This is a genomic window from Aquimarina pacifica (genome assembly GCF_000520955.1).
GTDB classification, from domain to species: domain Bacteria; phylum Bacteroidota; class Bacteroidia; order Flavobacteriales; family Flavobacteriaceae; genus Aquimarina; species Aquimarina pacifica.
The window spans coordinates 112,042-125,157 of record NZ_JACC01000020.1 but is presented as its reverse complement, the minus strand read 5'-3'; the positions used below and the strand labels follow the sequence as shown (position 1 = coordinate 125,157).

The 13,116-nt window shown below is 34.8% G+C and carries 11 protein-coding genes; 6 read left to right on the top strand and 5 right to left on the bottom strand.

Annotated elements, in window-relative coordinates:
• The first annotated feature begins 31 nt into the window (after nt 1-31).
• Together DZ60_RS0111530 and DZ60_RS0111525 are read left to right on the top strand one after the other, a co-directional pair.
• Entirely contained in the window at nt 32-451 is a 420-nt protein-coding gene (locus DZ60_RS0111530) for a hypothetical protein (RefSeq protein WP_034229505.1), read from the top strand.
• Nucleotides 452-628: 177 nt separating this feature from the next.
• The gene (locus DZ60_RS0111525) at nt 629-874 is read left to right on the top strand and encodes a hypothetical protein (protein ID WP_025742222.1); all 246 of its coding nucleotides are present in this window, start codon (nt 629-631) and stop codon (nt 872-874) included.
• A gap of 44 nt (nt 875-918) precedes the next feature.
• Here the strand turns inward: DZ60_RS0111525 and DZ60_RS0111520 are convergent, their stop codons facing one another.
• Nucleotides 919-1,968, bottom strand: coding sequence for an endonuclease/exonuclease/phosphatase family protein (locus DZ60_RS0111520; RefSeq protein ID WP_025742221.1), 1,050 nt, complete (start codon nt 1,966-1,968; stop codon nt 919-921).
• A 139-nt stretch (nt 1,969-2,107) separates the two neighbouring features.
• Between DZ60_RS0111520 and DZ60_RS0111515 the strand changes: the two genes are divergently transcribed.
• Nucleotides 2,108-4,984 carry a TonB-dependent receptor gene (locus DZ60_RS0111515; protein WP_025742220.1) on the top strand — a complete coding sequence of 959 codons (2,877 nt, stop codon included), beginning with the start codon at nt 2,108-2,110 and terminating at the stop codon, nt 4,982-4,984.
• A 54-nt stretch (nt 4,985-5,038) separates the two neighbouring features.
• Nucleotides 5,039-6,457 (top strand): DUF5689 domain-containing protein, encoded by a 1,419-nt coding sequence (locus DZ60_RS0111510; protein ID WP_025742219.1) that lies wholly within the window; start codon nt 5,039-5,041, stop codon nt 6,455-6,457.
• 89 nt (nt 6,458-6,546) lie between these two features.
• On the opposite strand, the gene DZ60_RS0111505 is transcribed toward DZ60_RS0111510, so the two are convergent.
• From DZ60_RS0111505 to DZ60_RS0111495, 3 genes are all read right to left on the bottom strand, one after another.
• Nucleotides 6,547-8,943, bottom strand: a complete 2,397-nt coding sequence (locus DZ60_RS0111505; RefSeq protein ID WP_025742218.1) for a cellulase family glycosylhydrolase — start codon at nt 8,941-8,943, stop codon at nt 6,547-6,549.
• Nucleotides 8,944-9,410: 467 nt separating this feature from the next.
• Complete coding sequence (locus tag DZ60_RS0111500) at nt 9,411-10,241, bottom strand: oxidoreductase (RefSeq protein WP_025742217.1); 831 nt, start codon at nt 10,239-10,241, stop codon at nt 9,411-9,413.
• A 98-nt stretch (nt 10,242-10,339) separates the two neighbouring features.
• The gene (locus DZ60_RS0111495) at nt 10,340-10,927 is read right to left on the bottom strand and encodes a Crp/Fnr family transcriptional regulator (RefSeq protein ID WP_025742216.1); all 588 of its coding nucleotides are present in this window, start codon (nt 10,925-10,927) and stop codon (nt 10,340-10,342) included.
• On the opposite strand from DZ60_RS0111495, the gene DZ60_RS25160 reads away from it, so the two are divergent.
• Together DZ60_RS25160 and DZ60_RS0111485 are read left to right on the top strand one after the other, a co-directional pair.
• On the top strand, nt 10,927-11,064 hold the full coding sequence (locus tag DZ60_RS25160) for a hypothetical protein (protein WP_161634396.1): 138 nt from the start codon (nt 10,927-10,929) through the stop codon (nt 11,062-11,064). The two genes, DZ60_RS0111495 and DZ60_RS25160, sit on opposite strands and share 1 nt — an antisense overlap.
• Nucleotides 11,065-11,238: 174 nt before the next feature.
• The gene (locus DZ60_RS0111485) at nt 11,239-11,622 is read left to right on the top strand and encodes a VOC family protein (RefSeq protein ID WP_025742215.1); all 384 of its coding nucleotides are present in this window, start codon (nt 11,239-11,241) and stop codon (nt 11,620-11,622) included.
• A 64-nt stretch (nt 11,623-11,686) separates the two neighbouring features.
• On the opposite strand, the gene DZ60_RS0111480 is transcribed toward DZ60_RS0111485, so the two are convergent.
• Nucleotides 11,687-13,030, bottom strand: coding sequence for a cytochrome-c peroxidase (locus DZ60_RS0111480; RefSeq protein ID WP_025742214.1), 1,344 nt, complete (start codon nt 13,028-13,030; stop codon nt 11,687-11,689).
• Between the last annotated feature and the right edge of the window lie 86 nt (nt 13,031-13,116).

Below are 13,116 nucleotides of genomic sequence, written 5' to 3'. Positions count from 1 at the left end.
GACTTTAGTTAACCCAAAATCAGGAATTGATATGAACAAACTATGTATGTATGCGATCGCATTTGTACTTACCTTAGGATTTACTGCTTGTAAAAGTGATGACGATGGCGGTGTAGATTGCGGTGAGGCAGGTATAACCCTAGGAGAAACATTTGCTGCATATACAGCAAATGAATCCACTGATAATTGTGCAGAATATAAAACAGCTATAGAAGTTTTTCTATCAAATAATTGTGACGCAGGTGATGAGGATGAAGAGATTGCTAATTTTTATAGAGCAGAATTAGAAAGTTTAGGTGATTGTACTTTTGCAGGATTAATATGCTTGTCATGTACCAACAGTGGAGAACGGATTTTGGTGTGTCGAGGAGAAAACGGAAATGCATTTATTGATGATAGAGATATAGAAATAACCTTCGAACGGTATGTTGAGCTATCTGATTGTGAGTAGTAATTTCATATAAGACACATCTTTTTTTCTAAAACAAGAAAGTACGTTTTAACCTTTTATTGTCGATTAAATACTCGAAAAAAACGTTAAAGAGCATTTTTTAACAAAATAATTTGTTAAATATAAAGTAATCTCTTATCTTCGCGGCTATAAAAAACAATTTTAAAGCCCAATATTATGAAAAAATTTATCTACTTAGCAGCATTTACTTTAGCCTTAGGATTCACTTCATGTGGTAGTGATGATGATGGCGATTCAAATTGCGAAACTTGTGATGTAATCGGAATTTCTATTACTATGTGTGACAATGGAGACGGTACAGCAGATGTTAGTGCAGCTGGACAAACAGAAACTGTTGATCTTGAAGGAGTTTCTTTTGATGCATACGTAGAAGCTACATGTAGCGCTACAATTTCTTTCTAAGTAAGAAATATGAAATAAAATATACCGAAAAGGTGATCATTTGATCACCTTTTTTCTTTAATAAGAAATAGATATACAGGAAAATGATCGCTATACCCCTCTGTGTAGGTATTATTTGCAAAACTACGATAAGGATATCCCTTGTACTTGCCAGAAGTTGTTATTAAATAATGTGGGTTAAATATCCCCGCTTTATAATATCGATAGGATGAATATTCTGAGCGTACCAATTCTGAAGAAACCATAAGTTGATCAAATAAACTCCATTGATCTCCCCAAGCCATAGAACCTAGTCCTTTCTTAGACATTTGGATCATAGGGTTGTATAATTCTTTTATTTTCATATCTTCTTTACTCTTTTTGGCAGCAAGAATTTTTTTTATACTTGTGTCATTTGGGGTGTCGTTAAGATCCCCCATAGCAATAATTTTTGCATAGGGATTGATAGCAAATAGTGAGTCCATAATTTTTTTAGAAAGGCTAGCGGCTTTTTCTCTTTTGTAGCGACTTCTCGCTTCGCCACCTCTTCTAGAAGGCCAGTGATTTACCAGTATATGAATTAAGTCTCCATCGAGGTACCCACTTACTAATAGTTGGTCTCTTGTATATATTCGCTTATTGGTAAGGTGGTCAAAAAGCACAAGTTCGTGGGCACTTGAGTTTTTTGGCCTAAATACCGTTTTTTTATACAATAGCGCCACATCAACACCTCTTCTATCGGGGGAGTCAAAATGAATGATACCATAATTTTTGGGTGCTAGATACGAAGTGGCAGTAAGATCTTCTAAGACTTTTTTGTTCTCTATTTCTGCAACCCCTAAAATAGCAGGGGAGCTATTAGTAGTTGAGACACCTATTTCTGAAATAACACGCGCCAGATTCTCTAACTTATGCGTATACTTTTCTTGGGTCCAGTGGTCTTTTCCTTTAGGAGTCTTATCATCGTCAAAAGTTTTTGGATCATTATATATATCAAATAGATTTTCTAGATTATAAAACGCAATTGTATGTGCCTTATATTCCTTCTTTTTTTGAGCACAAAGTATAGAAGAAAAAAAAAGTAAGAGAAGTATGCTTTTAAATTGAAACCTCATAAGATGGGATTGAATTAATATCAAATTGCAAATATTAATTTTTGTAGTTTCAATTTTTGAAACTACTATGTTTTATTCTTGCACTTTATTAATTCGATCGCTTATTATTTTTTGAGTGTTTTTTTAAAAGTATAGTACGATGAAACATTCTTTTTATGGGTGTATTCTGTTTGTTTTTTTCTATCAAAACATACAAGCTCAATATGAACAACTGGTACAAGGTAAAATTGTTGATGCAATAACAGGGACATATTTAGAAAATGTAGTTGTAACTCTAGAAGGTTTTGATTACAAAGCAACAAGCAATATAGATGGGAAGTTTAGTATACGTGCAGTAGATCTTCCTTTAGGAGAACAAATTCTTTTGTTTTCAAAGAAAGGCTACATTATTAAACGTTTCCCTGTTATAATTAATAAAAATCAGATACTCGATCTAAAAAAAATAGACCTAGAGTATGATTTTACATTTGATCAATCTCAAGTGGGAAGAATTGATCTTTCTGATGAAGAATTAGATGATGATCAAAGCGAAACCACAAAGGTGTCTGGTTTACTTCAATCTACCAGAGATGTGTTTCTAAAAGCAGCGGCATTTGATTTTAGTGCTACTTTTTTTCGCCCAAGAGGCTTAGGAAGTGAAAACGGCAAAGTATTGATTAATGGTATCGAAATGAATAAAATGTACAATGGTAGGCCGCAATGGAGTAATTGGGGCGGGTTAAACGATGTACAACGTAACCAAGAATTTTCTGTAGGGATTTCTAGAAATGAATATACATTTGGCGGTCTTTTAGGAACCTCTAATATCATTATGAGGGCTTCAAAATATCGCAAAGGAGTAAAATTATCGTATGCTTCCTCAAATAGAAGTTATCGAGGTAGAATTATGGCAACATACTCCTCTGGGGTATTATCAAACGGATGGGCATATACAACATCCTTATCGCGACGATATGGAAACGAAGGGTATATAGAAGGAACCTTATATGATGCAAATTCTTTTTTCGTATCTATAGAAAAAAGGATTAACAAAAAGCACAGTCTTAATTTAACGGGCTTTTATACGCCAAATCGTAGAGGAAAATCAACCGCAATTACTAATGAAGTATACGAGATAAAAGGAAACACCTATAACCCAAATTGGGGGTATCATAATGGAAAAATAAGAAATGCTCGAGAACGAAAAGTAGAAGAACCCATTGTTATGTTTAATCATTATTGGGCGATCAATGAAAACACAAGAATAAATACAAATATAGCTTTTCAGACAGGCACTGTGGGAACGAGCAGAATAGATACTGGAGGTAGTGATTTGGTAATAGATTCGAACGAAGAACCTATTTATATAGGAGGAGGTAGGAGTGCTGATACGAATCCTGTTCATCCAGAGAATCTGCCAAGTTATTATTTACAATCCCAGACCCCTACATCGTTGGCATTTCAAAATGCTTTTTTAGCACAGCAAAACCTTATTAATAATGGACAAATACAGTGGGACCAATTAGTAGCCACAAATCAACAAAATGAAGCACAAGGCGCAAATGCTACTTATATACTATCCGAAGACAGAACTAATGACACTAGTATAATAGGTAATGTATTTATGAACAGTAGATTAAATGATAATTTGATGATAAATACCGCTATAAAATATAGAAACTTACAAAGTGAAAACTTTGCAGAGGTGGCTGATCTTTTGGGAGGCACAGGTTTTCTAGACGTAGATGTTTTTGCGTTGTCTTCGAATGATCAATCACCCCAAGAATTGTCGAGTAGGGCGCAAAGTGATATTCGTAACCCAAATCGTATTGTTGGTGTAGGGGATCGCTATGACTATAATTTTATGATTGAAGCAACTACAATAGATGGTTTTATACAGGGGCAATATAACTATAAGTGGATGGACTGTTTTGTATCAGGAAGAATATCAAAAACATCGTATCAAAGAAATGGTGTATTTGAAAATGGATATTTTCCTGGAGATAAATCATTTGGAAAAAGCGAACACTTAGATTTTTTAAACTATGGCATAAAAGGAGGAGTCACATGCGCAATAGATGGTCATAATTATATAGCGCTTAATGGGATTTACGATACTAATGCACCTACAATACGTAATTCATTTGTTAATGCAAGACAAAATAATAGTACCATTGCAGCTTTGCAAGGCGGGAAACAACAAAGTGAAAAAATCGAATCTTTCGATGCCAGTTATATCTTTCGATCGTCAAAAATAAAGGCAAAAATAACAGGATATTATACCAAAATCCTTGACGCAACGAACCTTTCGTTTTTTTATACGCAGGCGTTATCAGGTTCTGATTCGGGTTTTGTGCAAGAAGTAGTTACAGATATTGATAAGCTACATATAGGAGGGGAGTTAGGAGTCGAATATCATATGATACCTGTTTTAAAACTAAAAGCGGCAGCAGCAGTTGGTAGTTATAGGTATATTAACAATCCACAACTAACGCTAACAAGCACTAGTGAGGTCTTTTCTGATGTTCAAGGGATACAGGACATGGGCACATCGGCATTAAAAGGATATCATATTTCGGCAGGGCCAGAGCGGGCCATACAATTTGGGTTTGAGTATAGTGATCCTAATTTTTGGTGGTTTGGTAGTACAATAAATTATTTTTCTAATGCATACGTTAATAGTAGTCCTTTTGCCCGAACATCTAATTTCTTTCTAGACGCAGACGGGTTGCCATTTAATGATTATGATGAAAATATAGCTAAGGACCTCTTGAAACAAGAAAAGTTTGACGACTATTTCCTGCTGAATGTTATTGGTGGCAAATCGTGGCGAATTAAGAAATACTATGTTGGTTTTTTTGCATCAGTTAATAATGTTCTTAATCAAGCCTATAAAACAGGAGGGTTTGAACAATCAAGAAATGCAAATTATAGATTGGCATTAGAAGAATCAGAACGCAAAACACCAGTGTATGGGACCAAATATTTCTATGGTATGGGTACGACTTATTATTTTAATATGTATTTACGGTTTTAATCCTTCTCAGCGATTTTAATTGATTTATACAGAATAACTACAAAAAAGCAATCAATGAATTTATACTTAAAAACAAGTTTTTTTCTTATTTCGATACTAGTATGCATTAGTATGATTAGGTGCGTGCACGAAGAAGAATTTCAAATACCTACAGGAACCATCGAGGATCCAAAAATTGAAGAAACTATAATTACTATAGATGCTTTACTAGGAATTTTGGGTCAGAAATTAATAGCTGATGGAGAGAATGGTAAGGTTGTTTTTGACAACACTAATACGGCAATAGAAGGATATGTAGTATCTAGCGATAAGGCAGGTAATTTTTTTAAAGAGATTATCGTTCAAGATAAATCAATACACCCATCTGCCGGCGTAAGAGTTCTTGTTGATGATGCTCCGTTGTATACGACTTTCGAGTTTGGTCGTAAGGTGTATGTTAAACTAGATGGTTTATCTATTGGAATAGAAAACGGGGTTCCTACGCTAGGTGTTTTAGAAGGAAACACCATAAAGGCTATTTCTTCTTTTTCTATTAAAGACCAAATAGTAAGATCATCAGAAATACAGGAAATAGTTCCGTTAGAAATCAGGATCGAAGATTTTTCAGATACTTTTCTTAATGTTTATGTCAAATTGAGTGAGGTACAGTTTAATAAAAGTATGATTACCGAAGACAATGTGTTTACATTTGCTGCAGAAGTGAATGATGAATATGATGGTGAACGGATTATAGAAAGTTGTATATCAGGAAGGTCTGTGATTATAAGCACCAGTGTATATTCTGATTTTGGTGGAAGTAAATTACCAACAGGTACAGGAGCTCTAGAAGGAATATTAACCAAAAATTATGAAGGCGAAATATACAATCTAGTGCTTAATGATCCTACTCAAATGGTTTTTGATTCAGAAATCCGATGTGATCCCATTGTACTGGACTGTCCATTTATCGTAGAGGGATTAGATTTCTTATTCGAGGAAAATTTTACAGATCTTAAGATAGGGGATCTCGAAGATTTGGGGTGGATTAACCACAACATCTACAATGGTCAATTAACCTATAAAATGGGAGCTTTTGACAATAATGACTACGCACAAATAACAGGGTATAGATCTGGAGAGCCTTTATATGAGGTTTGGCTGATTACTCCAGAAATAGATTTAAGTTCTTCTATGCACGAATCCCTATATTTTGATGTGCAAGCGGCATATGATACCGGTAATATATTAGAGGTATTTGTCACAAATAATTTTTTAGACACAATAGCCAATACCACCTGGACAAAATTAGATGTGTTAATTCCGAGAAGTGCGATCGAAGGTTTCGGAGATTTTGAGTCTTTGGGTCCAATTAGTTTATCATGTCTTGACGAAAAAGTAAGAATTGGTTTTAGGTATACTGGTGGAGACCCCAAAGCCACAACACGGTACCATATTGATGAGTTGAGAGTTATGGGCAAAAAACAAAGTGAATAATAAGAGGATTAAAAAAAGAGCAAAACCTTAAGGTTTTGCTCTTTTCTATAGTACCATCTGTACTTCTTTTTTGATCCGCTTAAAGAACATTATTCTTTAGCAAACAAAATAGATTTTCTGAATTTTGATCCTTTAATCATTAAAATATAGGTTCCAGATTTTAGTATAGATACATCTATATTTGCTTCTGAATTTTCGATATTTTTTTCTAATATAACTTTTCCTTGCATATCCACAACCTCTAGTATTGATGTTTCTTGAGCTTGAGGAATACCATTTATATATAGAATATCAGTATCAATATCTACAGGATTAGGAAATGCCTTTATGTTTACTATTTCGTTAGTATCACCTATTGACTTATCTTCGGTGCATGTAGGAGGTGTATTAGAATTACTAAAATACAGTGTAAAACCACCATCCTTTGATACCATTACAAAATTTGCATCATCTTGTGTTACCCAATAAGAACCATCTAAACCGGTAAACCCTGAGTTGGTCATTGTTACCTCTGGACTACTAGTATTAAATAAGGTATTACTAAAGTCTCTTAGATCCACATAATAGCCAGGTACTCCATTATTCGTACTGATGGCGAATTGATAAAGTCCATTATACGTAGGGTTCCAGTTAATGCTTAGTTCTCTAAAATTATCTAAATCAGGACCATTATCTCCCAGAATATGTACATTAGAAAATGATATTCCTCCAAAAGCAGGTAGATTAGTAGAAATCGGTGTCCCAAAACTACAGGTTTCAGGAGTATCATCAATAACATCATCATCTTTGGTTATTGTAAACCAATTGATGTTCCATAGTTGTCCGGTAGCAAGCAATTGTATTGTCTGGTTACCAGCATCTAATTCTACAGTAGTATCTATGGTGGTCCAATTTTGCCACCCTCCGGTATTGGGTATAGCTGTGATACTTTTTGAAGTATTATTAACTCTAAAATCTACTTCACCCGAACCATATCGAGAAGCCACTCTATATGCTATTTTATAGGTTGCAGATTCAGGAATATTCACTCTATATTCTATATAATCTCCTACATCGATCCAACCTACATTACTTCCTGCTCCGGCATCTGTGGTTGTCTCTGTCTGGATTCCACTCATGTTACAAAAATTCTCTGCTTGGATAGTACCAGCTATAGAAACTCCTGTGCCTGAGCAACCTGTCGTGGTTTGTTCGGTAACTGTAATGTTTACTTGATCAGAAGAGGTACTTGCTGCTTCATTATCTATAGCTATAGCATAGAGGGTATAGTTACCTTCGGCAGCATTTTCAATTTCGTATTGATATGGCGAAGAGGTGTCTTCTCCTATTTTTTGATTTTCACTATAAAACTCAACTCTCTCTATACTACCATCAGCATCAGAAGCATCAGCAGTAATCAGAATTCCATTTCCTGTCTCAAACTGGCTACCCGAAGAAGGAGAAGTAAGAGTAATAGTAGGAGGGGTATTTTCTCCTTGATTATCATCACCTGACCAGTTTTTTATGAGTTCCTGAATAAAAAGTCCATTTTCAGTAAGATCATTGTTTTTTAGACCTTCAATACCTCGTCCTACTGTAACTGTTGCAGAACCTTCATCTTTATCGGCAACAGACCAATTCGCATGACTTATATTATTTTCTTTTAAAAATTCCATCCAATTTTCTGTCTCTGCTCTATCTGCATCACCATCGCCACTTGCTTCTGTTGCTCCCCACTCGGTTACAAAAATAGCGGCACCATTATTCATAGCAGTGACAGCTTTATCTCTTAGGTATTGCGTATGTGTTCCTGCATAAAAATGCAATGTATAAGCAGTATTATTATCGTTGATTTGGTCATAAGAAGCAATATCAACATCTTGGGACCAAGTAGGAGACCCAACAATAATTAAATTATCAGGATCCTGAGCACGAATTGCAGCAATTACGGTATTGGCATAACTTTTAACCTGAGACCAAGATTGATAAATAGGTTCATTATAAATTTCATAAATAACATTAGGATAATTGCCATATAATTGTGCCATTTCACTAAAAAAACTAGCCGCTTCATTGGTATATAATTCAGCCTCATGAGTATGCCAGTCGATGATTACATAAATACCATTAGCAATGGCTGCATCAATTACTTTTTTGATTTTATTTTTCTGAAAGGTAGGACTATCGATATATCCAGTGCCTCCGTCCCATGTTTCTTTTACTCCCATCGCAACTCTGACTATAGAAGTATTCCAGTTATCTATTAGATGTGTCACGGTTTCAGCTTCATAAAAATCAGAAGTGTCTGTAGCGTTACTCCAAAAAAGACTATTACCAGCCAAACTTAAGGGGTCATTATTTTGATCGACAACATGGTTTCCTACTACTCGAAGCCTACCATGTTCTTGTACTACAGATTGCGCATGAATATTAATAGAAATAAATAATAGAAAAATAGATACTAGAAACGAACCGTTCCTTTGTGATAGGTAAAAATTGGTTTTCATAATCTTTGGGTTTTAAGAAATTTAGTTTTTTCAGAAAAAGGGATATTTTTATACGTCCATGAGTAAGTCTTGTTTTGAACTGATGTTGGTTAAAGTATAAAACGTACAGTTAAAAAAGTCAACTACTTTTTGTTTATGTCAAGAAGAAAATTAAGTGTTATGATCACTATAATTCTGAAACATAGGAGAAAAAAATATTTTATTCTGGTATATCCCAAACGTAAATAGCATAAAGTTTATTTTAAATTGCCAAAATTATTTGCTCTAGACCATCAATATTGTTGTTTTATGCCTTTTTTCTTGTCGGATTAATACAAAGAGAGAAGGTATCACATTATTATAAAGGCTGTCTCGCTCAAAAAAAGTTCATAAATATTCTCCCCTATAAAATGTTTTTTATGGTATTTGTTAGGAGCTTTATAACTTTAATATTTGAGAGAAATATGGGTTTAATGATGGGTTGTTTATCAATACACCGAATTTTTTGCAATTTTTTGGTGGGTATTTAGATCAGATTGTACACTATCTAATTTCATTTGAATTGTAATAAGTGCTGTTTTTCCTAAGGGCATACGTAATGTTGGCTGTTCAGAATATACCAAGTTGATAATTGCGTTAGATGCTTTGACGGGATCCCCCTCTTGTTTGCCGTCAACTCCTTTTAGTTTTGTTCGAAATACTCCTGCTGTATCTGAATAGGCATCAATTGTGTTTTGAGAAAGCCCCAGCCCATTTCCTGCAAATTTTGTTCGAAATGGTCCAGGTTCGACCAGGGTTACCTTAATGCCAAAGGGCGAAACCTCTTGTGCTAGTGCCTCGCTAAAACCTTCGAGCGCAAATTTGCTTGCATTATAAATTCCGAAACCTGCAAATGCCTTAATACCTCCGTGAGAAGAAATCTGAATGATATGTCCACTTTTTTGGTTGCGCATATGAGGCAGAACAGCTTGGGTCAGTTTAAGAGTGCCAAAAAAGTTGGGCTCAAAAACATTGCGCACTTCGTCTAAGGAGGTTTCTTCTATCGCTCCTACAAAACCAATACCTGCATTGTTGACTAAAACATCGATTTTTCCGAATTGAGAGGTAATCGTTTCAATGATTTCTTCAATTTTTTTTTGATCCGTTATATCCAACAAAAACGCTGCAGTATTTTTAATGTTTTTTTTATTAAAATTGTCTACTTGTGATTTTTTTCTGAATGTTCCTATCATAAAATCACCTTTTTTGACAACCGCTTCGGCAAGAGCTTTTCCCAAACCGCTAGAAATTCCTGTTATTAGCCATATTTTAGTATTCATAGTGCCTTTCTTTTATAAAATTCATATTGACTTTGCAAAGTTGAGCAGATATATCAACTTAATAAATGAACTGAATTAGGAAATCACCTTAAACTAGTTCAAGATTTGGCAGCAAGCCGTTTTCTTATTTTACTTAAAAATTCTGGAGACATTCCTAGATATGAAGCTAAGGTGTATTGCGGAACTCGATGAACAATAGATGGGTACGATTTTTTGAATTCGACATATCGTTCTTCGGCAGATTGACCAAGATTTGATAATACTCGTCTTTGCGAAAAAGCAAATGATTTTTGGGCGACAAGCCTAAAGAAGCGTTCGAATTTTGGATTGATAGCACAAAGTTTTTCTACATCCTCATAAGCAATTTGTTGCACAATCGAATCTTCTAATGCTTCTACAAAAAGGGAGGCAGGCGTTTGATGAATATAACTATTAAAATCACTAATAAACCAATCCTCTATGGCAAACTGTATCGTGTGTTCGGCACCTTGATCACTAACAAAATAACTTCTAAACGCTCCGCTATGAACATAGGTTTGGTGTAAACAGATAAAATTTGGTTGGACAATAAACTGTCGTCGTTTGATTTTTGAGGTTTTTATTATAGAAATAAACTGTTTTTCATCCTCCTCATTTAGAGAGACGTAACGCCTAATGTTGTTTAATATGTTTGTATAGTCTTTCAATGGTTTATAAAGTAGAACGTAATACTAATTTTGAAGAAAAATGGTCTCTGCTTTTTGCCATGATCCATAAGTCGTATAAATGTATGAAAAAAGAAGAAACCACAGCTAGTGATGTGCCCTATGAAATAACAATATAAAATAGTTGTAATCTGGTATTTCAGTAATTTTATATAGGAATTGGTATTCGTTGACTTTTAGTATCTTATTTAGAAATATAGTAAGGATATTTTTTTGTGGCATGTCATTTTTTATCATGTATAGAATATATATGTTGTTTTGTTCGTTGATACTTAAAAACTGATTTTTACGTTATGCAGCGAATGAAAATTATTGCTGGTCATCAGCAAGCCATGCCTTACTTAGTAGTTGATAAAGCAGAAGACTTTATTGATTTTATTCGTAAAATTTTTAGAGCAGAAGAGATGTTACGAAGCCTTGATGCAGCAAAACGCATACAACATTCTGAAATTAGAATAGGGGATAGTATGATTCTTCTGGCAGAAGCCTCTGTAGATTTACCGGCACATGCTGGGTCTATGTATGTGTATGTGAAAGATACAGATCAAACCTATTATGAGGCGATTGATGCCGGAGCTACATCTCTAATGTCACCTATGGATGAGGACAATGGTGCTAGAGGTGCTGGTTTTAGGGACCCTTTTGGTAATATGTGGTGGATTGCAACCTTGCCTTAGTTGCTAATTTAATATTCGAACAAGGATACTCCTACCAAAGTGAAAATGATATTTTGTAAATTAATTAATTACATCCTAAATCATTTTTGGATTGCCTGTCATTATTAGGAAAACAGGACCCTGATAAAGGAGCATCTGGTACATATCTATTTAGGTTAGGATCTCGTAGACTATTTTCTATAAAAAGAGTAAGGTGGTCTATTTCCTCTTCGGTGAGATTAGTGGTACCAAATTGAGTTGCAAGGTTTTCTACAGGCACTTCTGTAGATTGAGGGATACCTTCATTCTTATAAGCAATGACATCTCTAACCGATGTAAATGTACTGCCGTGACCATAAAAACCATTGTCAATTAAATTATATAGAGTAGGAGTCTTAAATTTATAATTATCATTGGTATTTTTTGTAAAACCACCTCTTCCTTTTTTTACGTTTTCGAAATCTACATTTTTAAGAACAATTGCTTTTTCTGAATTATCAAAATCTCCCATTCCGAAAGCATAAAAGTTGCTGTCATTTAGAGCAGGACCTGTGTGACACTCATAGCATTTTCCTTTTCCGAAAAATGTGATGGCTCCTTTTTTCTCAGAATCACTTAGCGCATCGTCATCTCCTTTTAGCCATTCTTGCCAGGGAGATTCATCAGCAAGTAATGTTCTTTCATATGCTGCCATAGCCAGACCTGCATTTTGAGTTGAGTACCGATCTTTTTCTGAGATATCGGCAAAGGCAGCATCGAATAATCTCTTATATCCAAAAGTAGTTACAAATTCTTCATCAATTAGTAGTCGATGTACTCCTTGTCCTTTTAATGCTTGTACTTCTACTCCCTGAAACCCTAAAAAATTCTCCTCAATTCCTTCCCAATTTGCTTCGGTACCAGCATTGGTCCCTGTACCACCAAACTGACCGTTCCAGAGCATTATATCTTGATAGGCAACATTAAGAATTGTTGGTGAGCGCAATGGTTGAATATCAACAGAATCAATAGGAACACTACTATCGATAACTCTTGTATTTCCGTTCGATCCAAATCCGGTACCACATTCCCCTATACCTTGTCGAAGTCCAGAGCTAAATCCAGCTGCAGCGTGATGACATGAAGCACAAGAATACGTAGCTTTCATATCTTTTATTTTTGGGTTTTTACCCAATGCCGTTTCATGCAGTAGTAATTTTCCGAGTTTTACTTTTTCCTTGGTAATGGGATTAAGCGGGTCTTGTGGTATCTTATGGTACTCGTTGCTTTGTGGTAACATAAAATAAGGAATTCCTTTGTGACCAGAAAGATCAACCAATCTGTTCTTAAGGTCTCGATCCAAATCGGTGTCTATATCAACATAGTCATCATGGGTACAAGATGATAAAACGATCACAATACTTATAAAAAATGCATTGATTTTTCTCATTTTCCTAGGGCCTTACGTTCTTAATAAATTGTTAAAAATCGGCGCAAACTTAGGAAATTTTAAATAGCTGGCAATAAAATACTTGT

What these genes read in the sequence shown, in the direction of transcription:
- DZ60_RS0111530 (WP_034229505.1), top strand. Translation starts at nt 32, where the DNA reads ATGAACAAACTATGTATGTATGCGATCGCATTTGTACTTACCTTAGGA.
- DZ60_RS0111525 (WP_025742222.1), top strand. Translation starts at nt 629, where the DNA reads ATGAAAAAATTTATCTACTTAGCAGCATTTACTTTAGCCTTAGGATTC.
- DZ60_RS0111520 (WP_025742221.1), bottom strand. Translation starts at nt 1,968, where the DNA reads ATGAGGTTTCAATTTAAAAGCATACTTCTCTTACTTTTTTTTTCTTCT.
- DZ60_RS0111515 (WP_025742220.1), top strand. Translation starts at nt 2,108, where the DNA reads ATGAAACATTCTTTTTATGGGTGTATTCTGTTTGTTTTTTTCTATCAA.
- DZ60_RS0111510 (WP_025742219.1), top strand. Translation starts at nt 5,039, where the DNA reads ATGAATTTATACTTAAAAACAAGTTTTTTTCTTATTTCGATACTAGTA.
- DZ60_RS0111505 (WP_025742218.1), bottom strand. Translation starts at nt 8,943, where the DNA reads ATGAAAACCAATTTTTACCTATCACAAAGGAACGGTTCGTTTCTAGTA.
- DZ60_RS0111500 (WP_025742217.1), bottom strand. Translation starts at nt 10,241, where the DNA reads ATGAATACTAAAATATGGCTAATAACAGGAATTTCTAGCGGTTTGGGA.
- DZ60_RS25160 (WP_161634396.1), top strand. Translation starts at nt 10,927, where the DNA reads ATGGTTTATAAAGTAGAACGTAATACTAATTTTGAAGAAAAATGGTCT.
- DZ60_RS0111485 (WP_025742215.1), top strand. Translation starts at nt 11,239, where the DNA reads ATGCAGCGAATGAAAATTATTGCTGGTCATCAGCAAGCCATGCCTTAC.
- DZ60_RS0111480 (WP_025742214.1), bottom strand. Translation starts at nt 13,030, where the DNA reads ATGAGAAAAATCAATGCATTTTTTATAAGTATTGTGATCGTTTTATCA.